This is a genomic window from Paucilactobacillus nenjiangensis (genome assembly GCF_008632615.1).
Taxonomy (GTDB): Bacteria; Bacillota; Bacilli; order Lactobacillales; family Lactobacillaceae; genus Paucilactobacillus; species Paucilactobacillus nenjiangensis.
The window spans coordinates 405208-431248 of the sequence record NZ_CP043939.1 but is presented as its reverse complement, the minus strand read 5'-3'; the positions used below and the strand labels follow the sequence as shown (position 1 = coordinate 431248).

Annotated in this window: 24 protein-coding genes; 8 read left to right on the top strand and 16 right to left on the bottom strand. The window is 38.9% G+C overall.

Going from position 1 to position 26041, the window contains the following annotated elements; all coding sequences use genetic code 11:
• Positions 1–548 precede the first annotated feature (548 nt).
• A complete protein-coding gene (locus F0161_RS02145; protein ID WP_150203508.1) occupies positions 549–890 on the top strand; it encodes a hypothetical protein in 342 nt (113 codons plus the stop codon).
• A gap of 230 nt (positions 891–1120) precedes the next feature.
• Here the strand turns inward: F0161_RS02145 and F0161_RS02140 are convergent, their stop codons facing one another.
• The 8 genes from F0161_RS02140 to aroE all read right to left on the bottom strand — a co-directional run bounded on the left by F0161_RS02140 (position 1121) and on the right by aroE (position 8480).
• Complete coding sequence (locus tag F0161_RS02140; protein ID WP_137602214.1) at positions 1121–1375, bottom strand: chorismate mutase; 255 nt, start codon at positions 1373–1375, stop codon at positions 1121–1123.
• Entirely contained in the window at positions 1375–1893 is a 519-nt protein-coding gene (locus F0161_RS02135) for a shikimate kinase (protein ID WP_137602215.1), read from the bottom strand. Before F0161_RS02135 ends, F0161_RS02140 begins: the two co-directional genes overlap by 1 nt.
• The gene (locus F0161_RS02130) at positions 1893–2744 is read right to left on the bottom strand and encodes a prephenate dehydrogenase (protein WP_150203506.1); all 852 of its coding nucleotides are present in this window, start codon (positions 2742–2744) and stop codon (positions 1893–1895) included. The genes F0161_RS02135 and F0161_RS02130 overlap by 1 nt, the downstream gene beginning before the upstream one ends.
• 249 nt (positions 2745–2993) lie before the next feature.
• On the bottom strand, positions 2994–4289 hold the full coding sequence (aroA, locus tag F0161_RS02125; RefSeq protein WP_150203504.1) for a 3-phosphoshikimate 1-carboxyvinyltransferase: 1296 nt from the start codon (positions 4287–4289) through the stop codon (positions 2994–2996).
• A gap of 12 nt (positions 4290–4301) precedes the next feature.
• Positions 4302–5477: a chorismate synthase gene (gene aroC, locus F0161_RS02120; RefSeq protein ID WP_137602218.1), complete on the bottom strand. Its 1176-nt coding sequence runs from the start codon at positions 5475–5477 to the stop codon at positions 4302–4304.
• Positions 5478–5493: 16 nt separating this feature from the next.
• Positions 5494–6564: a 3-dehydroquinate synthase gene (aroB, locus tag F0161_RS02115; protein WP_150203502.1), complete on the bottom strand. Its 1071-nt coding sequence runs from the start codon at positions 6562–6564 to the stop codon at positions 5494–5496.
• On the bottom strand, positions 6557–7582 hold the full coding sequence (gene aroF, locus F0161_RS02110) for a 3-deoxy-7-phosphoheptulonate synthase (RefSeq protein WP_150203500.1): 1026 nt from the start codon (positions 7580–7582) through the stop codon (positions 6557–6559). The genes aroB and aroF overlap by 8 nt, the downstream gene beginning before the upstream one ends.
• 19 nt (positions 7583–7601) lie before the next feature.
• The gene (gene aroE, locus F0161_RS02105; RefSeq protein WP_150203498.1) at positions 7602–8480 is read right to left on the bottom strand and encodes a shikimate dehydrogenase; all 879 of its coding nucleotides are present in this window, start codon (positions 8478–8480) and stop codon (positions 7602–7604) included.
• A 666-nt stretch (positions 8481–9146) separates the two neighbouring features.
• Here aroE and F0161_RS02100 point away from each other — a divergent pair.
• The 3 genes from F0161_RS02100 to aroD all read left to right on the top strand — a co-directional run bounded on the left by F0161_RS02100 (position 9147) and on the right by aroD (position 11718).
• On the top strand, positions 9147–9386 hold the full coding sequence (locus F0161_RS02100; RefSeq protein WP_371858084.1) for a hypothetical protein: 240 nt from the start codon (positions 9147–9149) through the stop codon (positions 9384–9386).
• A gap of 24 nt (positions 9387–9410) precedes the next feature.
• Positions 9411–10838, top strand: coding sequence for a glycoside-pentoside-hexuronide (GPH):cation symporter (locus F0161_RS02095; protein WP_137602222.1), 1428 nt, complete (start codon positions 9411–9413; stop codon positions 10836–10838).
• Positions 10839–10953: 115 nt separating this feature from the next.
• A complete protein-coding gene (gene aroD / locus F0161_RS02090) occupies positions 10954–11718 on the top strand; it encodes a type I 3-dehydroquinate dehydratase (protein ID WP_150203496.1) in 765 nt (254 codons plus the stop codon).
• Between the two features lie 53 nt (positions 11719–11771).
• Here the strand turns inward: aroD and F0161_RS02085 are convergent, their stop codons facing one another.
• The 3 genes from F0161_RS02085 to F0161_RS02075 are packed head-to-tail and all read right to left on the bottom strand — an operon-like array spanning position 11772 to position 14944.
• Positions 11772–12425, bottom strand: a complete 654-nt coding sequence (locus F0161_RS02085; protein ID WP_150203494.1) for a TetR/AcrR family transcriptional regulator — start codon at positions 12423–12425, stop codon at positions 11772–11774.
• Between the two features lies 1 nt (position 12426).
• Entirely contained in the window at positions 12427–14031 is a 1605-nt protein-coding gene (locus F0161_RS02080) for an ABC transporter permease (protein ID WP_150203492.1), read from the bottom strand.
• A gap of 4 nt (positions 14032–14035) precedes the next feature.
• Positions 14036–14944 (bottom strand): ABC transporter ATP-binding protein, encoded by a 909-nt coding sequence (locus tag F0161_RS02075; RefSeq protein ID WP_150203490.1) that lies wholly within the window; start codon positions 14942–14944, stop codon positions 14036–14038.
• A gap of 141 nt (positions 14945–15085) precedes the next feature.
• Here F0161_RS02075 and F0161_RS02070 point away from each other — a divergent pair, with 141 nt between their 5' ends.
• Together F0161_RS02070 and F0161_RS02065 are read left to right on the top strand one after the other, a co-directional pair.
• Positions 15086–16513 (top strand): C69 family dipeptidase, encoded by a 1428-nt coding sequence (locus F0161_RS02070; RefSeq protein ID WP_150203487.1) that lies wholly within the window; start codon positions 15086–15088, stop codon positions 16511–16513.
• Positions 16514–16672: 159 nt separating this feature from the next.
• The gene (locus F0161_RS02065; RefSeq protein WP_150203485.1) at positions 16673–18295 is read left to right on the top strand and encodes an ABC-F family ATP-binding cassette domain-containing protein; all 1623 of its coding nucleotides are present in this window, start codon (positions 16673–16675) and stop codon (positions 18293–18295) included.
• 62 nt (positions 18296–18357) lie between these two features.
• Here F0161_RS02065 and F0161_RS02060 read toward each other — a convergent pair whose 3' ends face one another.
• The gene (locus F0161_RS02060) at positions 18358–19818 is read right to left on the bottom strand and encodes an amidase (protein ID WP_150203483.1); all 1461 of its coding nucleotides are present in this window, start codon (positions 19816–19818) and stop codon (positions 18358–18360) included.
• A gap of 86 nt (positions 19819–19904) precedes the next feature.
• On the opposite strand from F0161_RS02060, the gene F0161_RS02055 reads away from it, so the two are divergent.
• On the top strand, positions 19905–20759 hold the full coding sequence (locus F0161_RS02055) for a transporter substrate-binding domain-containing protein (RefSeq protein WP_150203481.1): 855 nt from the start codon (positions 19905–19907) through the stop codon (positions 20757–20759).
• Positions 20760–20764: 5 nt separating this feature from the next.
• Positions 20765–21424, top strand: a complete 660-nt coding sequence (locus F0161_RS02050) for an amino acid ABC transporter permease (protein WP_150203479.1) — start codon at positions 20765–20767, stop codon at positions 21422–21424.
• A 48-nt stretch (positions 21425–21472) separates the two neighbouring features.
• Here F0161_RS02050 and F0161_RS02045 read toward each other — a convergent pair whose 3' ends face one another.
• From F0161_RS02045 to F0161_RS02030, 4 genes are all read right to left on the bottom strand, one after another.
• On the bottom strand, positions 21473–22036 hold the full coding sequence (locus F0161_RS02045) for a hypothetical protein (protein ID WP_150203477.1): 564 nt from the start codon (positions 22034–22036) through the stop codon (positions 21473–21475).
• A 101-nt stretch (positions 22037–22137) separates the two neighbouring features.
• The gene (locus F0161_RS02040) at positions 22138–23139 is read right to left on the bottom strand and encodes an aldo/keto reductase (RefSeq protein ID WP_150203474.1); all 1002 of its coding nucleotides are present in this window, start codon (positions 23137–23139) and stop codon (positions 22138–22140) included.
• 162 nt (positions 23140–23301) lie between these two features.
• Entirely contained in the window at positions 23302–24726 is a 1425-nt protein-coding gene (araA, locus tag F0161_RS02035) for an L-arabinose isomerase (protein WP_137602725.1), read from the bottom strand.
• 207 nt (positions 24727–24933) lie between these two features.
• On the bottom strand, positions 24934–26007 hold the full coding sequence (locus F0161_RS02030; protein WP_150203472.1) for a GntR family transcriptional regulator: 1074 nt from the start codon (positions 26005–26007) through the stop codon (positions 24934–24936).
• Positions 26008–26041 lie beyond the last annotated feature (34 nt).

The following is a 26041-nucleotide window of genomic DNA, read 5'->3' as shown; positions in this document are numbered from 1 at the left end:
TTTTATATTTAATTGCAAACGTTTACAGGGAGTACTATACCACATTCTTCACAAAGATTGAATACTTTTCACAATATTATTCTAATTCTGTTTTAATAAAATTATTGGAATATATATTTTTCAAAGCGAATTATCTTAATTTCCAAACGTTTATCGCTATTTTCTCAAATTTTTAATAAAATTAATCAGCTTAAATGAGATTACAATTAAAATCATTGTGAAAATTAGTATTAAGAATGGGGCGATATATTTCATATGTTTAATATACTTTTTTATAAAATTGTCAAATTTTACTAATTTATCAGTATTTTATCATTTTAATATTCGTTGTAATCCACAAAAATTAGTGAAATACGGGACAAAATTCAATTGAAACTCAATAAAAACATGTTACAATATACGAAATTTAATCACATGCAATAAAATAGATAGAGGAAAATTGTTAAAAAAGAGTGACATAGTCTTGTTACAAAAGCGTGATGAATCAATTCAACGATATCCATTGAATTTAATCAATATTGTGGTTAATGTCACTTGGAGGTGACAATATGTTCAAATTAAGTAATACAAAAAGAACGGAACTCACAGTACCGTCAGAAAAGATTCAAAGATTGTCAATTTTATCTGATAAATATTACTTAGACTCAGAATATATCAATTACGGAAGCCCGTATTTTGGTACAATCAGGGATGTTCTAAACCACATGCTGATTGGAGCTAAGTCATTAAAGGGAAAATACATAAAAATTACAATAACTTTACTTGACTACAATTCGAAAAATGGAGCAATTAAATATTATTTAAATGCAAAAAATGACGGAGATGTTAAAAAAACTGCATCTGGGATTTTAATGTCAGGCATACAAAACTCTGAAAAAAATAGTGAATAGATCAACAATTTAATTTTTAGAGATATAATTATTCCTATAAGTTCAAACATATAGCACTTTTATAGAAGCTCATTCCATTGTGAACAAATAAAAAAACAGTTATCAAATAGTTAAAGAATTTTAATTCGATTCTACTTTGAGAACTGTTTTTTGTTAACTTAAATTGTATATTGTCCACAATATTTTATTAGTTCATACAAAGATATGTATTTGTCGCTAATTAAAGCGATTTACTCCAATGATTCAGCATGATTAATAATCAAGCCATATAAATCTTTAATAAATTCTGGAGTCAGATTATCACTACCGAATTCTTCTTGGAGACGTTTAATCAATTCTTGACGACGACTCGTTTGAACGATAGGCAAATTGTGTGCTGCTTTGTATTCACCCACTTGATGAACGACTTGTAATCTTTTTTCTAATGCCGTCATGATTTCATTATCACATTCGTCAATTTGTTGTCGAAGATGATCCAATTCCATTACTTAGTTCTCCTCTCGCCAATCATTCTCATAATTTCATACGATAATTCTTTCGGTGTTAATTGGTCAGTATCAATCACAATATCAGAGACTTCCTCATACAGCGGCGCTCTAAATTGCCATAAGTCATTGAAACGTTTAGAGGTCATATTTTTCAATACTGGCCGGCCGTCAGTTTCACCGCTCAAGCGATCCATAATTTTATTTGGTTGCGTACGTAAATAAACTACCGGAGTTTGTGTTTCCTTCAACAATTCACGATTTAAGTCTTTCATGACTACCCCGCCGCCTGTTGAGAGAATACCTTCGTTATCTAAATACTCATCTAAAACTTCAGTCTCGATTTCTCTAAACTTAGCTTCACCTTCACGGGCAAAAAACGTCTTAATGGTTTCTCCGAGTTTCGCTTCAATCAAATCATCTAAATCAAACTGAGTTAATTCCATTCGTTTAGCCAATTCTGCGCCAACCGTGGTTTTGCCAGTTCCCATAAAGCCAACTAAAACTACATGAGCCATTAGAAATCCTCCTCCATTGTCATCCGAGTTTGCTTAGAAGCAGCAAAAAAATCAAAAATCTCGGTTGAGTTATTATTTATTAATGCTTGTTTTAAAGTGTCGATTTGTTGCTGATACAGCTCAATTGCTTCGAGGGTTGCATCCCGATTAGTTTGTAAAATATCCGTCCACATTTGTGGATCCGCACCACCGATTCGCGTTGTATCTTTAAATCCACCGGCAGCATATTGTGGTAATTCTGGATGGTTTGCTAAAGTCAACGAAGACGCATTGACCAAACTTGCCGCAACAATATGCGGTAAGTCACTGAGCATGGCCATCATTTCATCATGTTTTTTTGCAGTAGTTTCGACAAAATTTAAATGTAATGATGACAATAAGTTCCGCAGTCGATCCAAATCTGCCTGGTTTTCTGAAACCAGAAAGTATGGTGCTGAATCGTACAAGTGTGCATCAAGTGCATCAATTCCGGCTTTTGCTGTTCCGGCCATTGCATGGCCACCAACAAAACTAGTCCCGTTTTTAATCAATTCATCGGCCGCATCCATTACTTGTTTTTTGGTACTACCCGTATCAGTAATGAGAACGGTTGATTTTAAATCAGCATGAGAAAGCTTATGAAGACTATCGATAATAATATGAATGGGCGTGGCTAAAATAATCACATCCGCAGTCGGAGCGACTGCAAATAAATCCGTGTTAACCTCGTCAGCTAAGCCAATTTCTTTGGCGCGTTGTAGCGTTTTAACATTGAGGTCAACACCAATAATTTCAGCATTTTCTTGTCCATTTTTAATAGCTAATGCGAGTGATGCTCCCATTTCGCCCAGTCCATTTACCACAATTCTCATCTTAGAACTCCCATTTATGCTTATTTTGCCTAACTACCCATGCTCGTCGTCCCTGTCCTCTGGTCTGACTTTAATAATTTATTTCAAACTACGAAATATAATTATTTTCGTTAGTCCTCAAGACGGTCCAATCACCTGAGTCATGCTCGTCGTTCCTGTCCTCTGTGTCTAACTTTAATAATTTATTTCAAACTACGAAATATAATTATTTTCGTTAGTCCTCAAGGACAACCCGGAACGACTCGCACACTACTTATTCAAGCTCTTCAAATCATCAAAGAATTGAGGATAAGAAACTGCAATTGCATCAGCATCAGCTAATTGATTGTCACCATCAGCCATCAAATTTGCGACTGCCATCATCATACCGATACGGTGATCGCCATGTGATTGAAGAGGCGTGTTGGCAGCATGAAGTTTCGTACCACCATTAATAATAAAGCCATCTGGCGTGGCCGTAATATCAGCACCCATTTTAGTTAATTCTTCTGTCACTGTCGCAATTCGATCAGTTTCCTTAACGCGCAATTCTTCAGCACCAGTGATTACCGTCTGACCTTTGGCCTGAGTCGCAGCCAATGCCAACAATGGAATTTCATCAACTAATGCAGGAACATCAGCAGCGCCTAGTGTTAAAGCGTTCAGTTGTTGATAACAAATCGTGATATCACCCATTGGCTCGCTGTCATTGGTGCGGTTATTAATCGTATACTGGGCACCCATTTGATCAAGCGCCTTTAAAATACCATCTCGAGTATCGTTCAAGCCAACTTTATTGAGAGTAATCTCACTGCCCGGCACACAGGCCCCCGCAATCAGGAAGAAAGCAGCAGAAGAAATATCCCCAGGAACGGTCACATGCTGCGCCGTAAAATCAGACTGCGGTGTCACCGTGATATTTAAGCCATCTTGTTCCAAATGACCGCCAAATTGTTCCAACATCTTTTCAGTGTGATTACGTGTAATGAGTTTTTCAGTTAAATGACTAGGAGTTTCAGCTTGTAATCCGGCCCAAATCAACGCACTTTTAACTTGCGCGCTGGCCACTGGCAGCTTGTAGTCAATACCATTTAGTCCATCATTGGGATGTAAAGTTAACGGTAAAAAATTACCATTCGTTGCTGCAACTTTGGCACCCATTTGAGTTAAAGGATCACTCACTCGCTTGATTGGGCGCTTGCTTAATGAGGCATCCCCGAACATTGCAATATCAAATGGTTGGTTTGCCAATAGTCCTAATAACAACCGCGTGGAAGTACCAGAATTACCCATATCTAACGGTTTCTTTGGCTTATCAAAATTGCGAAAACCACCTTTACCTTCTATAGATACGTGATCTCCATCTACATCAATTTTGACACCGAGTTCACGAAATGCACCAATCGTGTGTAAACAGTCATCAGATAAAAGGAAATGATCAACTGTGGTTGTCCCGTGACTAATTGCGCCCAGCATAATACTTCGATGCGAAATGCTTTTGTCACCAGGAACCGTTAACGCTCCATGAAGACCACTATTACTGTTAGGTAAATCAACTGTAGACATTTTGTTCAACTCCTAATATTTCTTAATTTCTTCTTTATAGGCAGCGAGTTGCGCCTTTAAACGATCAATCGCATCCGTATCAAACTTATCCAGTAACGCTTCGGCTAAGGTGATTGCCACCATGGCTTCTGCCACTACCGCGGCAGCAGTAACTGCCGTTGTATCGGAACGTTCTACGTTTGCTTTGTAAGCTTCTTTGGTATTAACATCTACACTCATCAAAGGTTTGTATAGAGTAGGAATTGGCTTCATAACGGCCTTTACGACAACTGGTTGGCCATTAGTCATGCCGCCTTCAAAACCACCTAAATGGTTAGATTTGCGATAAAAACCAGTTTCTTCAGAATAGAATATTTCATCCATTCCTTGGCTCCCTGGATTCTTGGCAAATTGGAACCCATCACCAAATTCGACTCCCTTAAATGCATTAATACCCACAATCGATGCGGCCACTTTAGCGTCTAATTTAGTATCAGCTCCGACATAACTACCAATTCCAGCTGGCATCCCCGTTGCAATCACTTCAACCACGCCGCCGAGAGTATCGCCGGCACGCTTGGTTTCATCAATCAATGCTTTCATTTTTTCATCGGCATCAGCATCAAAAGTCCGAGTTTCACTTTCATCAGTAACTTTCTTTAAATCAGTCAGCCCTTCAAATTGTGACAATTTGTCTGCATCAGCTTCAATTCCGCCAATTTCACGGACAAATCCGAGTACTTCAACACCTAGTTCAGATAATAACTGTTTACATAAACTACCCACTGCCACGCGCATGGTTGTTTCACGCGCACTGGAACGTTCCAAGACATTCCGTAAGTCTGTATGTTGGTATTTCATTCCCCCAACCAAATCAGCATGTCCTGGACGCGGACGCGTCACTTTCCGCACACTATTATCTGGTGTTTCTTCAGCGGTTGGTGACATAATTTCACCCCAGTGAGCATGATCATCATTAGTCACATTTAAGGTAATTGGTGAGCCTAATGCTTTTTGATGACGGACACCATTCAAAATTTTGACTTGGTCCGTTTCAATCTTCATGCGATTTCCACGACCGTATCCTTGTTGGCGACGGTGTAAATCGTCGTTAATTTTGTCTGCTGAAATGTGTAATCCGGCAGGAATGCCTTCAATAATCGCTGTAAGTTCTGGGCCGTGTGACTCACCCGCAGTAACGTAACGCATATCTAAAACCCCTTAATTAATCTTTATTATTAAAAAAATCTTTGACTGAAGTCGATGGAATCCCATAAATAGCAGGTTCTCCAAATGTTTTCACGTACACAAGATTAAGTGTACCATTTCTATTCTTTTTATCATTAAGAATCTTTTCGTAAAATGCATCGGTAAATAATAAGTCTGAATCAGTTGGTAATCCCACCGCTGCAAATCGCTCTTTAATTGTCGCCGTAATCCCTGCATCAGCAATTCCGTGTTCTTCAAAGACTTGCATGATGTGCGTCATGCCAATACTAACTGCCTCACCATGTGCTAAATCGCCGTGTGCTAACAGTTCAATGGCGTGGCCCATGGTATGACCAAAGTTCAACAGTGCCCGGTTGCCGGCTTCTTTTTCATCTTCCATCACAATTTTAGCTTTATAACCAATACTGCGTTGGCTTAATTCAGTTGCGTGCCCACGAATATCTGCAATTGAATCGATAGTTTCGATTAAGTTCCAGAAATCAACTGAATCTAGTGCAGCCGTTTTAACAATTTCCCCATAGCCTTCAGCGACATACCGATCGGACAAGGTATCCAAAGTTTCCGGATCAATAAAGACCGCGTCTGGTTGATAAAAAGTACCAATAATGTTTTTAGCTTCGCCTAAGTCAATTGCCGTTTTACCACCAACTGAACTGTCAACTTGGGCTAATAATGAGGTTGGAATTTGAATGAAGTCAATGCCGCGCATATAGGTTGAGGCCAAGAAACCAGCCAAATCACCCATCACTCCACCACCTAATGCAATCACAGCATCAGTCCGTGTAAAGTGGTCAGCAGCCATTTTAGATGCTAACTCTGACGCAACTTCCCAAGACTTTGAGCTTTCACCAGCCGGTACCACATATTCGTGGACTTGAAAGTTTTGTTCGCTCAATTTTGAGATCACTTTGGCTGAATATAATGGTCCTACATTAGTATCAGTAATTAATGCAATTTGACGTGGTTGCCAATGTGCTGCCACCAATTCACCAATCCGAGCTAATAAACCATTTTCAATCAACACCGTGTAATTCTTATCAGTGAGATTAACATCCACTTTAGCCATTAATAACGGCCTCTTTTCCCATATTTAATTCTTGTAATGTATCTGCTAATGCAAAAGCTTTGCGAGTCATTTCCAAATAAGTATCTGGTTTCAGTGCTTGAGGCCCATCAGATAAAGCTTTTTCTGGATTATCATGAATTTCAACCACAATACCATCGGCTCCAGCTGCCACTGCAGATAAAGCCATTGGGGTAACCAAATCCCAGTGTCCTTCAGCATGGCTAGGATCAGCAATTAATGGGTAATGAGTTAACTTTTTCAAAACGGGCATTGCACTAACATCAAACAAGTTACGTGTGTATTTTGAATCAAATGAACGAATGCCTCGTTCTGACAAAATAATTTGATGATTTCCACCAGCAGCGATGTATTCGGCTGCATTTAACAAGTCGTCGATTGAAGCTGACATTCCACGTTTCAATAACACTGGTTTGTCCACTTTGCCGACCGCTTTTAAAAGTGAGAAGTTTTGCATGTTACGTGCGCCAATTTGAAGGACATCGGTATATTCGAGCACAACGTCTAAATGTTCTTCATCCATGACTTCAGTAATCATGTCCATACCTTGTTCATCGGCTGCTTCTCTTAAGTATTTAAGCCCATCCACGCCAAGTCCTTGGAATGTGTATGGTGAAGTCCGTGGTTTAAAGGCACCACCACGAAGTACTGTTGCTCCACCTTCTTTGGCGACTGATGCCATGGCTTTCACATGTTCTTCTGATTCAACTGAACATGGTCCTGACATCATTGTTAGGCCAGTGTCACCACCAATAGTTGTATGGCGTAACTTAATTACCGTATCTTCTGGGTGAAATTCGCGGCTACCTTGAACAGCTGCCGGGTGGTTCATAATAATTTCTTCAGCGCCTGCTTTTTCTTCATCAGTTAATTGTTCTGGTTTCACTTTGTTCAATGCAATCCGATTGTTGTGTGTGAAAACATCTGTGGTACCTTCAAAGTGATTTTTCAAAGTTTGCATGGTTTGTTTGGCTGTAGCTTCTTTTAATACGATTATCATAATTAATTACCTCATTCGTTTATCTCTCTAGTATTAGTTGTTTGATTTCATCGACCGGCATTTCTGTGTTCGTCCACCATTTAAAGCTTAATGCGCCTTGATACACTAACATTCCTAACCCATTAAAAATGGTGCATCCTTGTTCTTTCGCAAATTCTAAAAATTTTGTTTTAGCAGGTGAGTAAATGACATCACACACTACTTGGTTTGTTAATGCTGCTAATACTCCAGGTGGAGCTGGCATTTGCGCTTGATAGTCACCCATGCCTAGGTTGGTACTATTGATAACAATTTGACTCACTTTAATTTTTTCAATCATGGTAGTTTCATCGTCGTAATCAATGAGATTTACATCTCCCGCATGACCATCATTCATCAACTCAAGTTGGTGTTTTACGGTATCAAAATTCTTGCCATGCCGCTTAAAGACATTAATCTCCTTTGCCCCGTGATCAATCGCTGCTTGAATAATTGATAGGCCTGCGCCACCCGCTCCAAAGATTGTCAGTGTTTGATGTTTAGGATTAATTCCACTTGCCTCTAATGATTCAAAGAAGCCAGCCCCATCGACAGAATCACCAGTTAAGACACCTTGTTCGTTTTTAATCACATTAACTGATTGGAGTAACTTGGCTCGTTCAGTGATGTGATCTAAATATGGAATTACTTTTTGTTTAAAAGGCATGGATAAATTTACGCCTTTCAAATCTAATGTCTTAATTGCTTGAATCGCTGCTTGTGTGTCATCAGGGCCAATGTCAAATGCTAAATATTTCGCATTTATTCCATTTTTTTCAAAACTATGATTATGCATCAATGGCGATAAACTATGTTTTGCAGGATGAGCAAATAATCCGTATAACTCTGTATGTCCATCTACTTCAATTCTCTTAGTCATAACATTATTCACTCCCTTCTACCGAAACAAAAAGTCCCACAGTGTGTACACTGCGGGACTTCCAAGCTTAAAACTAGGCAAATAGCCTATAATTATTAAAAGCCACACAGTGTTTTAGATTGCTGAAACATCTATGTGGCTAATTGTTTTTAATATGCTCAAAAACTATTGGTCACCTAGACGCGAACGTGATGTTTGCGTCTGAGGTCGACCCAAACATCACTTCATAAACCAATAGTAATAAAAGCTATTTACTTTTCCGTGTGTTGTTAGCATATTAAAATCTCCTGTGAATTTCATTGGATATATCTTAACAAATACAACATATTCATGTCAACCCTTTTTAAACATCGTCATTAAATACACTGACAATTGCCCAACTTTAAGCTCTTTTTACGAGATTCACATCACATATAATGAAGAAAATAAAAATTAAATTTTTTTCATTATCTTAAAATTAGGTAAATCGATTTATTTTTACTAAAAATATTTAGAGTATCAAATCGCCCTCCATAGAGCGTAAATACTGATATGTTACTTTTTTCACACTCTTTAGTTTACTATTTTTACTAAAAAAGTCTTGCTATTTTACTCATTTAGGCTTAGATTATAGAAAGCGTTTACATTGCTATTATTTATTTATTTGTAAAGAAGGAGTTGTACATTATGGCAAACGATGACAAAATTAAAATTGACGCGAAAGAATTTGCCCGACTAATTGTTGGAACAAATCCTCAACGTGAAGGCGAAGACGATATAAAATATATCAAGCGCGAACTTCGATTATACCTAGAAGCATTGATTATTATTGATGACTTCAATGATCTCGAAGAAACCCGTTTCGATGTTGCTAAAACAGAACAACGAGACAAAATCCTAGAAAAAATTATGGAACACAGATATTAAAATTTGGGGAAACAGGAGAAAATCATGGAACATACTAAACAGTATTCTTCATATGCAGCAGGTGCCTTCGGGCATGACATGTTCTACGCAACATTAAGTACTTATCTAATGTTGTTTGTTACCAGTCAATTATTCGACACAAGCGATTCTGCTTTTAACGCTCGGATGATTGGTTACGTTACATTACTGATGACTGCAATTCGATTAGTTGAAATTATTTTTGATCCAATCATCGGTGGTGCAGTTGATAACACCAATACTAAATGGGGTAAATTCAAGCCTTGGTTACTCATCGGGGCTGGAGTTAGTTCCATTATGTTAGTTATTATCTTTACTAACTTTGGTGGTTTAACCACTAAGAACCCTACACTTTACTTAATTCTTTTCGGAATTTCGTTTGTTGTGTTAGACATCTTCTATTCATTTAAAGATATTTCATTTTGGTCAATGCTGCCCGCTTTAAGTGTTGATTCAAAAGTTCGTGCTAAATTCGGTACCATTGGTCGTTTTGGATCAACATTAGGTGCCCAAAGTGTTCCAATCTTCATCTTCCCATTAATTATTTGGTTATCACAAACCTTCTCAGGTACAACTGGTGATGAGAAAACTCGTGCTGGTTGGTTAGGCTTCGCCATTGTTGTTGGTGCCGTGTCATTCTTAGGTGCTTTAGCAACTGCCCTTGGTACCAAAGAACAAAAGAACATTATCCGTGAAGATACTGAAAGAACTCGTTTCCGTGATGTCTTCAAAGTTATCGGCCAAAATGATCAATTAATGTGGTTAGCTCTTTCATATTTCTTATTTGCTTTAAGTTATGTGGTTACTAACTCATTGATGGCTTACTACTTCCAATATGTACTTGGAAACACTAGTGCCTTCTCAATGGTCGGTGTCATTACTGCTATTTTAGGAATTATCTCAGTTTCACTCTTCCCAACTGTTGTTGTATTGATTAAACGTCGTGCGATTTACGTTGGTGGGATTGCTATGATGCTTGTTGGTTACCTATTGTTCCTCTTTGCCGGTCAAAACATCGTCATGGTACTGATTGCCGTTGGTATTTTCTTCTTCCCTTACCCAATGATTTTCTTGGCAGCTTTGATGACTATCACTGATAGTGTTGAATATGGCCAATTAAAGAATGGTACTCGTAATGAATCAGTTACCTTGTCAGTTCGTCCTTTGATTGATAAATTAGCTGGTGCCATTGCTAACAGTATCGTTGGTTTAGCTGCCGTTCATTCAGGTATGATTGGTAATGCCAAACCAAGTAGCATTAGTTCTGGTGAATTATTCAATTTCAGAACTTACATGTTCTACGCACCTATCGTGTTGATTGTTATCGCCGCTTTCGTTTACATGTTGAAAGTTACCTTAACTGAAAAGAAACATGCCGAAGTAGTTACTGAACTTGAAAAGAAATTAACTGCTAAAAAAGAAAACCAAGCTTAAAAATTAATTCAATTGAATGGCCGTCAGTTAATCGCCGACGGTCATTTTTATTGTTTACAAACACGTTAATGACGTGATATTCTCAAGTTAAGACACACGAAGGAAGTAAAAAATTATGGATCAAAAAAGTAAAACAATTATCGTTGGTGGACTTGAATTAGGTTCAGACCAACCCGAACGAATTATTGTGCCCATCATTGCTGAAAACTATGAATCCGTTTTGAAGCAAGCAGAAAAAATCACCCATTCCGCTGCTGATATGGTTGAATGGCGCCTTGATTATTTACAATCGGACTTGTCAGATTTTGATACCTTAGTCGGTACCGCCATCGACTTAAAGTCCACCTTGGGCGATATTCCCATCATCGCCACTAGCCGAACCGTTAAAGAAGGCGGCGAATTTGATTACCCTGGCACGATTTACGTTGACGCCTACAATCAGTTAATCCAAGCTGAAATTGTCGATGCTATTGACGTAGAATTCTCCCGTGAAGATGTTGAAATTGGCCAACTACGCTCATTGACTACTAATGGTGACGTCACCATGATTATGAGCCATCACGATTTTGAAAAAACTCCTGAGAAAAATGAATTAATTTTCCTCATGTCGCAAATGGCTAAAGCCAATCCAGACATCATTAAAGTTGCGGTAATGCCAAAATATCGCGAAGATGTGATGAACTTAATGGATGCAACGATTGCGGTAGATCATCAAGTCACTCAACCGCTATTAACCATGTCGATGGGTGATTTAGGTAAAATCAGCCGTGTTGCTGGTAAAACTTTTGGTAGCGTGGCTACGTTTGGTTCTGTTGGCAAATCATCTGCCCCTGGACAGTTATCTGCTGGCGAATTAAAAACTATCTTAGACACTCTCTAACAATAAAAAATGACTGACTCACCATCATATCTCCGGTGAATCAGTCATTTTTTTTATTTGGCTAAATATCCATGTTCAAGTACGTCCATATATTGCATCACTTTGTCGATGATGGGTTCAAAGTCTGCCATTGTAGCATCTGCATTTTCTTCAAACAATTGTTGTGAATCCAATTCGATTTGTTTCACAATTCCTAACATCATTTCAACCACAATCGTTTTGTCGAGCTCTGGGCGGAAATTTTCTCGTTCTAATATCGGACCAACCAAATTTTCAATTTTCACTTCCGTATAACCACCAATCAAATGTGTGATTGTGGCCTGTAATTCATTGGGTAAATGACCGATGCCAATATAAATTTTCAACAAGACTTTAAATTCCATTTGATATTCTAATTCGAGCTGAAACTTATATCTGGTCGCTCTGGCCACCATTTCCGTTAATGATTGTGCCTCGCTCCATACACTGACATCAGCAGCATCATTTAAAACCTCAATGGCTTTAGTCAGAACTTGAATCAGTAATTCTGCTTTACTGCCAAAATAATAAAACACCGTTCCTTTAGAAACTCCTGCATCAGTAGCAATGTTTTCCATTTTGGACGTCTGGTAACCAAATTCTGCAAAGTTTTCTAACGCACTTTGCATGATGCGGTCAATCTTCTTCGGGTCTTTAATTGTATGATGTACCTTTGGTTGATATTCCATCTTAGTTCACCGTCAAATCTCGATTTCGATACGTAATAAAGCCAATAATGCCCAGCACAATCATGATTCCTAAACAAAGCAACAATGGTTCCGTCGGTACTGCATGAGTAGGCACTTTACTAAACCAGCCATATGGCGTTAATTGCTTAGCCCATTTAGGAAAATCAAGTAATGCGCCCAAGTAAATTGAGACAAATCCATAAATCGGTACAAACCAGACGATATTTTGCAGTCTAGGCATTAAACCAACGAAAAAGGTCCCAACACCCATCACTGCCAAAACAGCTGGGAAATACGATGTAAAGCCACGTAAGAACTTACTAAAATCTAAATCATAATCCACGGCCGCAGAACCACTGACATACATCCCCAAAATGGCAGCGAATAAACAGATGCCCGAGATAATTACAGCTAAGCCCAGATATGATAAATAGACTTTCAACCGTGAGACAGCATTAGCGTGGATCAATTCTAGCCATCCCTTGCGTTCATCGCGGTTAATCTTAAAGATAATTTGCAACGCTGGAATAGTGCTAACGACAGCGAATACAACTGATAGCATCCCCGCAAAGCTCATCACCACAGCTAAATTAGCATTATCAGTTCCTTGGCTTCCCAAGATTTTGGCCATCATCGGATTAGTGGCTAATAAATCACCAACTTGTCCAAAAATCGAACCATAACTGGCCCCTAAACAAAACATGCCTAACGTCCAAATAATCAGTGGCATTCTTTCGAGTCTTAATAACAAACTGAATGGTCCATTAATTAGCCGACTTGAACTTTTTTGTTGATGATTCAAAACCAGTAACCCAGACCCGAAATCACGAGTACGATTGAGCATCACTGTGACGGTACAAACAACCACTGTCAGCACTAGCATGAGCAGCACTGGGAACCAATCATTTTGATCATAAATGTTTAATTTTTCAATCCAACCATAAATCGTCCACCAAGTTGTGTCTGAATTTTGCACATCGGTAATCATCCGTAACACAAACAGTCCACCTAATAAGACATAACTGCCAATCGTTGCACCTCGCGAATTATCAGTTAGTTGAGCAATCAACAAAGAAAAACTACCAAACATCATGCCAAAGATTGCTAAACTGATTCCAAATAAAAGACTCCCTTCAATGGTGACACCATTCATCCCCGACACTTCTAGGCCCAGGGTTAACAGGACGCCCATCACAACGTTGATAATCACTAATTGTGAAATCACTGCGGTTAATGGGGCATTGCGACTGACTGCACGCGCACGTGTCAATTCCAGCACACCGGAATCTTCTTCACCACGAGTGTTTTTGACGGCAAAATAAATATTCATCATCGCCATGAAAAAGCCCATAAAGACCATCATTTCCATCGCGTAAATCACGGCAACTGTGTATGGTGCTGTCGCAGTCATTGGGCCAAACATTGACACCATTGCGGGCGTTTTTAAGGTCGCGATAATTGATGCCATGGCCGCCTCAGTTTCATACAAACTATTAAATTTGCCTGCCGACACAGCAGCTAAGCCAACAATACATAATGCCCAAACTACAAATTTGAACCAATCACGGCGCAGATAGGTTTTTAATAATAAGGAAGTTCGTCGCATAAGACTACGCCTCCTTTGAATCTTCATGATAATAATGCATGAACAAATCTTCTAGTGTCGGTGGCGCACTTTGTAATGAAACCACTCCAAGAGCAGCTATTTGCATCATCACGCCGGCTAACTTGTCTGAATCGACCGCAAACGTGGCCTTCTGCTGATCAACGGTATCAACGACAAATTCATGGACTACATCAAGCTTGGCTACACTATCCAACGCTCCATTAGTTTTGACGGTAATCATCGTCCGGGTTAAATGACGGAGCTCATCTAAGGTACCAGTCTCAATCACTTTTCCCTCACGAATAATGCCAATGCGGTCACACATTTTTTCTACTTCCGATAAAATATGACTTGAAAGTAAAATGCTTTTGCCTTCGTTTTTCAATTCTTTCACGTGATTCTGAAAAATCCGCTCATTTAATGGATCCAATCCGGAGGTCGGTTCATCAAAGATATAAAAATCCGCATCCGTTGAAAAAGCTGCAATTAAAGCCACTTTTTGCCGATTACCTTTAGAATACGTCCGTGCTTTCTTATTCGCATCTAACGCAAATTCTTTAATTAACGCATCCGTTTTACTTGAATGCTTTTCGCCATTCAATTTTAAAAATAAATCAATGATTTGACCACCCGTTAAATTAGGCCATAAATAAATATCACCTGGTACATAAGCTAAACATTCATGAATTGTAACAGCATCTTGCCAAACATCCTGGCCAAAAATTGTTGCACTGCCGCCATTAGATTTTAAAATACCGAGGAGTGCCCGGATTGTCGTCGATTTGCCAGCCCCATTAGGCCCGATAAAGCCAAAAACTTCTCCTTTATTAACATTAAACGTCACATCTTTTAAGGCTTGAAATTTACCAAAATTTTTCTGTAGATTTTTAACTTCCAAAACTGTTTCAGTCATAAAAGTCACCCTCTCCTATTTGTTAACCCAATTATATTCGTCTATTGACTGGCGGGTCAAACAATACCGGGTCAATGATATTTGACTGGTAATTTAAATGCGTTAAACTTAATGATGACGCAATTTGAAAGGAATACTAATATGAGATTTGAAAGTGCTTGTACAACTGTTTTAGTAGGTAAAAAGGCTTCAATCGACGGCTCTACAATGGCTGCGCGCAATGATGATACTTTTTTGACCCTAACTCCACAAAAATTTGTGGTTTATCCTGGTTTTAAAAACAAACCATCAACCATTACTTCAGGTCAAAATGGTTTCACTGCCAAACGTCCTGAAACTGGTTATGGTTACCAAGCAACCCCGAATGTAGACGTCGAACATGAAGGCGTCTTTGATGAAAATGGTTTTAACGAAGCCAACGTTGGGATGAGCGCAACTGAAAGTGTTTATGCTAATGAACGGGTTTTGGCCGCTGACCCCTTAGTTGAAAATGGCGTGGCTGAAGATTCAATTGTCGCAATGGTGTTGCCCTTTATCAATTCTGCTCGTGAAGGTGTAACGCGTTTAGGTGAAGTGATTGCGGAACATGGTTCTCCTGAAGGTAATGGTGTCATTTTTAGCGACAAGAATGATGTTTGGTACATGGAAATTGTCACAGGTCATCACTGGGTGGCACAACGCATTCCAGATGACTCCTATGCGGTAACCGGTAACCGGATTGCAATTCAACAAGTTGATTTTAGAGATGCGGCTAATTTCATGTGGTCTGACGGCATTCAAGAATTTGTCGTTGCCAATCATTTAAATCCGGATTTAAGCGATTGGAATTTCCGCCGCATTTTTGGAACCTATACTGAATTTGATCAACATTACAATACCCCACGTCAATGGTATGGTCACAAACTATTGAGTCCCAGTTTAGAATTTGAACCCGAAGATTTAGATTTACCATTTATCTTACCTGCTGAAACTAAGTTAACTTTAGAAGATGTTGAACGGGTTTTGAGCAGTCATTATAATGGCACAGATTTTGATCCACTAGGTCACGGTTCTGAAGCTGATAAACAACGTTATCGTCCAATTTCATTAGCTAGGACGCAAAATTCACACGTGCTACAGGTCCTGAATGGTGTCCCTGAATCAGCTTCAACAATTTTATGGCTTTGCTTCGGGATTCCATCCTTTGCACCATTTGTACCTTTCTTTGGTAACTCTAGCGCTAATGACATCAGCTACACTGATACACCAATGGAATTAGATATTAAGGGTAACAGTGCCTACTGGATGTACCGCACGCTTTCAATGTTAGTTGAATCACACCATAGCCAATTCATTCAAATGGATTTGGACTATCTTAAGGATGCTCGTCAATTCCAACACAAGTTTGTCAGTGAAGTCACTAATGCAGCTACTAAACTTGACCAGACCCATATGAACGAATTCTTAACTCGTCAAAATAAAGTGATGACTGACGAAATGGCTAAACGAACCAATAAATTAATTTCTCAACTCATCATGCACGGACTGGAATTATCTAAATTAACCTTCAAAATGGATGCCAATCTGTAACACAAATTAAACCACCAATACTTGTCATTTCAGACAGACATCGGTGGTTTTTATGACGACGTACGCTTTAATTCGTATTTAATTAGTTGCAGGTCTCTTATTATCCAAGTATAATGGACTGTTGATGAGAATTTAGGACACGAAAAGCGAGGATATATCTTGATTACTGTAAATAACGTCAGCTTACACTTCTCCGATCGTAAGCTATTTAGCGATGTAAATATCAAATTTACACCCGGAAACTGTTACGGTTTAATTGGTGCAAACGGTGCTGGAAAGTCAACTTTCTTAAAAGTTCTTTCAGGTGAAATCGAACCAACTACCGGGAACGTTTCACTAGATCCCAATGAACGAATGACTAAATTGAGCCAAAATCACTTTGGTTTTGAAGATAAAACTGTTATGGACACTGTTATCATGGGTCATAAAAAATTGTATGACATCATGAATGAAAAAAATGCACTCTACGCTAAGGAAGACTTCACTGATGAAGACGGTATTCGTGCCGCCGAACTTGAAGGTGACTTTGGCGAGATGGGTGGCTGGGAAGCTGAACCAGAAGCAGCCGCTTTATTGCAAAATTTAAACATCCCCGAAGAATTACACAATAAATTGATGGCTGAATTAACTGAAGCCCAAAAAGTTAAGGTTTTGCTCGCTCAAGCATTATTCGGCAAACCTGACGTCTTACTCTTAGACGAACCAACCAACGGTTTAGATATTCAATCAATCGCCTGGCTAGAAGATTTCCTAGCTGATTTTGAAAATACCGTGATTGTTGTTTCCCATGACCGTCACTTCCTCAATAACGTTTGTACCCATATGGCAGACTTGGACTTTGGTAAAATCCAACTTTACGTTGGTAACTACGACTTCTGGTTAGAATCAAGCCAATTGGCTGCTAAATTAAAATCTGACTCTAACGCAAAAAAAGAAGAACAAATTGCCGAATTAAAAGACTTTATCGCTCGTTTTAGTGCGAATGCTTCTAAGTCTAAACAAGCAACTTCTCGTAAGAAAATGTTAGATAAAATTACCCTTGATGACATCCAACCATCATCACGTAAATATCCATACATTAAGTTTATTCAGGCGCGTGAAGTCGGCAATGACTTATTAAAAGTTGAAAACTTAAGCGTCTCAGTTGACGGAACTAAAGTTCTAGACAATATTTCTTTTAGCCTAAACAAAGATGATAAAACTGCCTTTGTGGCCAGTGATGATATTGCCGTGACGGCACTATTCCGCGTCTTGAATGGTGATTTAACACCAGATTCAGGCACGATTACTTGGGGAGTCACTACCACCCAAGCTTATCTACCTAAAGACACGACAGCTGAATTTTCTCGTGAGATTTCAATTATTGATTGGTTACGTCAATACGCTGAAAAAGGCGAAGATGATAATACCTTCTTACGTGGATTCTTAGGACGGATGCTCTTTTCTGGAGACGATGTTAACAAGATGGTTAACGTCCTTTCTGGGGGCGAAAAAGTGCGTTGTATGCTTTCAAAACTAATGCTTTCAAAGGCTAATGTGATGGTAATGGACGATCCTACCAACCATTTAGATTTGGAATCAATCAGTGCTTTGAATGATGGCTTAATTGATTACCCCGGATCATTACTATTCGGTTCTCATGACCACCAATTCATTCAAACCATCGCTAATCGCATTATCACCATTTCTGATAAGGGCTTGGTTGACCGTGCCGATACTAACTACGATGAATACCTTTCAAACGATTCTGTTCAAAAACAAGTTGCAGCTTTATATGCATAATTAAAAACAGAGCTAACTTTCAAATCCTAACATTGGATTGAAGGCAAGCTCTGTTTTTTGATTTAATGTTTTAACATTTTGAATTGATTATTATCTTCAAATAATTTTCCGATTTGCAATAACAAATCTTCGCGACCTTTGGCAGCTGTAAACTGAATTCCCAATGGTAAACCGTCAGGATTAACAAAAGTTGGCAAACTAATCGCAGGTTCTCCTGTCAGATTAGCTGTCTGCGTGAATGGTGAACGAGTTAAAGCTGGTAACCACTGATCATAAATGAATTGGCGCTGTTGCTTAGTCGTCATTTCATTAATCGTGTACATTTTTTCATAATTTTCTGGCGATACTAATGGATCATTTGCTTTTGGTGCCACATAGGCAGTGGTGGGTGTTAAAACTAACGGATATTGTTGATGAATTAGATCCATTTGGTAAGCCGTTTGGTCCCACAAATTCAAGGCATCGACATATTCGGCGGCCTTCACCCGTTGACCAGTTTGGTACAAGGCCCAAGTTAAGCGTTCCATTTCGTCTCGTTTCACTTCGCGTCCCATGGCATTGGCCATATTGCCAAACATCGCGGCCGTTTCGCCAGCGTTCATCAAGTAATAGCTTTCCATCACTTTCACACCGTCAATAGGGACATCAATCTCTTCGACGTCAAAGCCTTCTTGCTCCAAAAATTTTACGGCGTTAGTCACAGCATTAATCGCATCATCAGATACTTTAGTCCCGACTGGCGACTTCGTAGTATAGCCAATTTTGATAGATTTATCTATTTGGCTAATATCTGACAAGTCTACTTTAGGTGCCTGGAATACAGCGGCTGATTGGACCGTTTGCATATGGTTAAGCAGTGCAGCGGTATCGTCAATATGGCTGGTGAGCGCAAAGCTAATCGCAGCACCTTGCCAAGATCGCCAATCATCTGGGCCAACTGGTACCCGGCCGCGGGTGGGTTTTAAACCAATTACACCACTCCAAGATGATGGAATCCGAATTGACCCGCCTCCATCGCTACCAGCAGCTATCGGACTAATTCCAGAAGCAACAACGGCCCCGGCCCCACCGGATGATCCACCTGGGGCGTAATCTGTATTCCATGCATTATGTGCAATCCCATATAATTTAGAATCAGTGATATTTTTAAAGCCAAATTCAGGAAAATTAGTTTGCCCAATGATAATAAAACCAGCATCTTGCAAACTTTTTACGAAATTATTTGAATGGGCAGCGATTGAATCCTTCAATAATACATTCCCAGCAGTATCGCTTTCACCGGCCAGTTGTTGGCTCAACCCCTTCAACAATAGTGGCACGCCATAAAATGGTTGACCAGTATCTTTCAGTGCAGCCGCTTCGGCTAGTGCCTTTTCTTCCCGGACAGAAATGACTGCATTTAACTGTGGATTTTGTTGGTTGATATTTTCAATCGTAGCGTGAATCAGGTCTTGTGAATTAATTTTTTTGTCGCGAATCTGTTGTGCTAAGTCTAAAGCTGATATATTTTGATAATTGAGCATGAAAAAAACCTTCTTTTTTTATTGATAAACCGTTTTCATTGTTCTATACTTTGCATAATGCTTTGGGGTGGAATGGAGATTAGATTATGAAAAAGCGATTCAAAGTAATTTCTGCATTAGTTGGTATCTTAGCATTTACGGCAATTATACTCATTGGTTGCACGAAAAACAATGACTCAAAAGAGCCACTTGTTGTCGCAACCTCCGGAACTTTGTATCCGGCGTCTTATCATGATTCAAAATCGAACAAATTAGTTGGTTACGACGTTGAAATCGCACGGGCAGTCGCTAAAGGACTACACCGTAAAATTGAATTCAAAGAATACAACGTTGACGGTCAATTAACGGCGGTCAAAACGGGCAAAGCCGATTTGGCAGCCAACGACTTTAATATTTCACCAACTCGTCAGAAGAAATTCGCTACCTCATCTGTTTACAAATATTCATTTAACAGTGTGGCGGTTCGGGCAAGCGATAATTCTGGTATTAATTCTTGGTCAGACATTAAAGGCAAAAAGGCTGCTGGTGAAGCAGGTACAAGTTACCAACGTCTATCACAACAGTTGGGAGCTACTTTAGTCAACTATGATAACGTCTCAAACGACGTTTACTTGCGAGATGTCAAGAATGGCAAAACGGATTTTATTATGAATGATTATTATTTACAATCCCTTGCCTTGAAAGCAACTCCAAATAGCGGTTTGACACTTCCTTCAAATCTTTATTTCAATACTGATGAAGATAAGAACGGTGTTGGCTTTATCATGAAGAAAGGTGACACGGATCTTCAAAAACAAGTCAATGCTCAATTGAAGAAATTGAAGAAAGACGGTACCATCAAGAAACTTTCTGAAAAATACTACGGTGCGGATGTCACAAAAAAACCAAATGTAAAGAATATCCACACATTCAAAATTCAATCTAAATATGATGGCCGGTAATTAATATGAATTTTTCAACTCTGTCCACGTTGTTTGATTGGCATTTAGCAATTCGGGCTTTACCCAATGTATTACTAGGATTGCCAATGTCGATCTTTTTAACAGTAATTAGCTTTTCCATCGCGATGGTTGTCGGTGTGCTACTCACACTTGCCAGACTTAGTAAATATCGCTTGCTGTCTGGCTTTGCGAGAGCCTACGTTTCATTTCTTCGCGGTGTGCCATTGTTAGTTATGCTGTTCGTCGTGTACTTTGGTTTTGGCGCAGACGCTTTGCCTGCCGCCATTATCGCCTTCACACTTGGATGTTCAGCGTTTGTTTCTGAAGTGTTTAGATCTGCTTTTCTAGGAGTTGAGAAGGTCCAAATCGAATCGGCATTTTCTTTAGGAATGTCGTACTCCAAAGCTATTCGATACGTTATCTTACCTCAAGCTTTCAGAATTGCTATCCCGGCACTTGGCAACATTGTCATTGATTTATTCAAAGGAACTTCATTGGCGGCAATGATTACCGTTTCTGAAATGTTCATGCAAGCTAAGATTATTGCTGGTGCCAACCAAGATTATATGACTTTATATATCTTAATTGCCATCATCTACTGGGCTTGTTGTGAAGTTATTTCGATTGGACAGAATTTATTAGAAGACCATTTAACTTATGCTTAATGAAAATAGAAAACAGATTACGATTAAATCGTAATCTGTTTTTTTAATTTATCCATTATAAGATGTGCTGACGGTTGTCCAAGAATTTGAAGCTTGATTAGCTGCAGATTCATATTGAAGGGCTCCATTAGCAGTAATGCGGAACCAGCCTGCATTTGATGAGGTATTAGGATCTGCACCTGCAGCCTGCATATTAGCACTACTGTGGTTTTCACGAACTTGATAATAAACTGCGCCGTCAGTTTCGCCAGCAGGGCCTGATGTCCCATTGTAGTTGTAACTGAAATCTTGGCTGGTAAATTGAGTGCTACCAGTATTATATTCAGCTAACACCGTATTACCCATATTTGCAGCAATCCAGTTGATTGCTTGAGTGCTAGAAAGACTAGTTGTGTCAGTTGAATTACTGGTTGAATTACTGGTTGAATTATTATTTGAGTTGCTTGAAGCAGCTTTACTACTTGATTTGCTGCTAGAACTACTATCTTTAACTACCTTACTTAATTTTGAACTCGAAGAACTCGAGTCAGAACTATCACTACTAGAATTACCGCAACCGGCTAAAGAAACTAGCAATAGCCCGCTTAGACCAATTGTAATTAACTTCTTCATGTTACATCCTCCAAATGATATATGATGATTTTATTATACCTTATTTCGATAGAGTTAAATATTAAAAAAGTACCAAACCACACAGGTCTGGTACATCTTGCTTATTTAAACTCAACACCATCTAAAATAGTATCAAATTGTTTTAATTCTGCGTCACTAAAATCTAAATTATCCAACGCTTTAATGTTATCTTCGAGTTGTTGAGTCCGTGAAGCACCAATAATCACACTGGAAACAACCGGTTGACGCAAATTCCATGCTAATGCCATTTGGGCTAGTGATTGACCCCGAGTTTTAGCAATTTCATTTAATTGTTTTGCAATTGCTGTAGTTTGTTCTACTCGTTCCACATTCAAAAATGGACTATCCGAACGGTTAGCGCGTGAATCCTTAGGAATTCCATTTAAATAACGGTCGGTTAACCGACCTTGTGCTAATGGACTAAAGACGACTGCCCCAACTTCTTTTTCAGCTAATACATCAGTTAAACCATCTTCAATCCAACGGTCGAACATATTATAACGTGGTTGGTGGACGATAAATGGAGTCCCTAAATCTTCAAATATTTCGGCAATTTCACGAGTTTGTTCCGCACGATAGTTAGAAATACCAATGTACAATGCTTTCCCTTGCCGCACTAATAAATCTAACGCTTGTGCCGTTTCTTCGATTGGTGTATTTGGATCTGGACGGTGATGGTAGAAAATATCAAAGTAATCCACGCCTACCCGTTTTAAACTTTGGTCGATACTGGCGGTGATATACTTTTTTGAACCCCAATCTCCATATGGTCCGGGCCACATGGTATAACCTGCCTTAGAAGAAATTACCATTTCATCACGGTAAGCGGACAGGTCATCATGCAGGATTTTACCAAAGTTCTTTTCTGCAGACCCTGGTTCAGGACCATAATTATTCGCTAAATCAAAATACGTAATGCCACGATCAAACGCGTCAAAGACTATTTCCTTTTGATTTGTCAGTGGCGTCGTATTACCAAAATTGTGCCAAAGTCCAAGCGCAATTGCAGAAACTTTTAAACCCGATTTACCAAGATTACGATAAAGCATCTTATCGTAACGATGTTCATTTGCTTGATACATTGCATTTCCTCCTCGTGTTATCAATCATTTTCACAGCTTCATGAAAATGCTTTCAATTCTCTCACAATGTTAAGACTAGGCGAAACCGTCCCAGATTGCAAGCTAGATTGACTGGACAAGAAAAGCCGACCATTATGATCGGCTTTTGTCTATTAGTTAAAATTACTTGATGTCAACAAAGTTCAAATCGAACAAGTCAGCAAGGTCTTGTAATTGTTCACCAGTGATTGCCAATGAGAAGACAGTATGGTGACCACCACCATTACGGATCCATTCAGTAGCACCGGCTTGTAATCCGGCTTTTGGAGTCCATAATTGCTTAGCAACTGGCAAGAATGGAGTATCTTTTTCAGGAACGTTAGCTTTAACGTCGTATGAAATCATCTTGAAGTCATCGCCCATATCTGAAACGGTAACATCAACTCCGTCACCTTCTGAACCAGAGAAGACAAGACGTGCAGGATCATCTTTTCCACCAATATCAAGTGGGTGAACTTCAACACGTGGCTTGTCGCTGGCGATTGAAGGATCAACTTCCAACATGTGTGAGCCAAGGATAGCTTCTTTGCCCTTTTGGAATTCCAAAGTATAGTCTTCCATGAAGGCAGTTTGCTTGTTGTGTGCCATGATTTTAAGAAGACGAGTCAAGGCTGCAGTCTTCCAGTCACCTTCAGCACCGAAACCATATCCTTCTTCCATCAACAATTGTGCAGCTAAACCAGGCAATTGTTCAAGACCGAATAAGTCTTCGAAGTTGGTAACAAAGGCAGTGTAACCATTACGGTCCATGAATGCCTTCAAAGCAAAGTATTGACGTAATTGATATTTAACAGATGATTCAAACTTAGCAGGATCATTGTCACCAATTACATAGTCATATTCTTTTTGTAAATCTTCATATTTGTTGTTAACGTCTTCGTCAGAAACTTTATTGATTTCTTCAACTAAATCACCAACGCCGTATGCATCAACAGTCCAGCCAAATTTGATTTGTGCTGAAACTTTGTCACCTTCAGTAACGGCAACATTACGCATGTTATCACCAAAACGGACAACCTTAAGTTTTTGGCTTTCTTCAAATGTTACAGCAACATCTTGCCATGAAGCAATTTGTTCTTGAACATCTTCGTCGCCCCACCAACCCATAACGATCTTGTTCTTGATACCAAGACGGGCGTTGATGTAACCATATTCGCGATCACCATGAGCTGATTGGTTCAAGTTCATGTAATCGAAATCGATTGTTTCGTATGGAATCTTGTTGAGGAATTGTGTAGCCAAGTGAAGTAATGGCTTTTGCAATAATTTTGTACCACGAATCCAGTTTTTAGCTGGTGAGAATGTGTGCATCCAAGTGATTACACCGGCAACACTGTCATCGTAGTTAGCATCCTTCATAAATTGAGTAATTGAAGCAGCAGTAGTTGCTACTAATTTGAATTCAATTTTATATGGTAACTTTCCACTTGCATTCAACTTATCAACGATTTCGCGAGCATCGTTTTCAACTGATTTAAGTTGTTCTTCACCATAAAGATGTTGACTACCAACGGCAAACCAGAATTTGTAATCAGGTACATTTATCATAATTTAATATCCCCTTTGTTATTATAGAGTCGTCTATTGCTCAATATTTAGCAATCAAGTAACAGCAACATGTAAATCGCTTACAAGAACATTGTAAAATATTTGTCCGTATAAATCAACCATTATTTTTTTTATTAAACAAGTTCTTTATTTAGCCACTAAAAAAGCTTAATTCTAAGGCGCGAATTAAGCATTTAAATTTATTAATTATTTTCTAGCAGTTGAATTTCGAATAATCATTTCAGGATCATACGTAATTGACTCGACTGGTTCTTTATTAATCATTTTGATAATGGACTTGCCAGCATCAATACCCATTTTTTCTTTTGGGTGAACTAAGGTAGTTAAACTAGGTTCAATATATTTACTGAGTTGGTAATCATCAAAGCCAACAACTGACACGTCTTCGGGCACTCGTAAGTCTAACGAACGAATCACATCGATGATCTGAATCGCTAATTTGTCATTATAACAAGCAATTGCAGTCGGACGATTTTCACTCGACATTATTTTAGTGACTCGTTCAAAGATTTTGGCCATTTCGTCGCTTGACTGGTACATGACAATTTCACTCAAATATGAAATCTTTGGATGTTTCAAATACGATTGCACAAAGCCGTTCATTCGGTGAACCCCTTGGCTATCATCAACTTGAAAGACTCCCAAAATTTTTTCATGTTCTTGGGTAAATAGATATTCAGTTAATCGTTGTTCAGCTTCCAAATCATTTGTGTGGATGTATGGAAAATCTAATTCATCGTAGTGCGAGTTGATGAAGAGAACTGGAATGCCCGCATCTCTAATTTTTTTGTAGATATCTAAATTAGGATTTGGCAACGCACTTTGTGTTGGTTCCACAATTAACGCTTCAACATTACTATCCAACATTCGAATCAAGCTTTGACGTTCTTTTTGATGGTTGTTATGGGTATTGCTCAGCAGAATTGAGTACCCGCTGTTCGACACAATTCGATCAATTCCACTAATGATATTAGGGAAAATATAGTCAGCAATATGTGTGGTGATAACACCAACCATCTTATTATTTACTTGGGTGACACGTTCAGATTGCCAATCGTCAACAAACATGCCACCACCCTGGATACGATAAATAAACCGTTCATTTTGCAATTCACCCACGGCACGACGAACCGTATATCGGCTCACTCCGAATTGCTTCATAAAGTCGGATTCAGTCGGTAGTTTATCTCCCGTTTGGTATGTCCCAGCAATTATATCTGCCTTAATACCCTTTTTGACTGTCTCATATTTCGTTTCCACAACATTTCTCCTCAAATTTTCTTGTTAAGTTAAC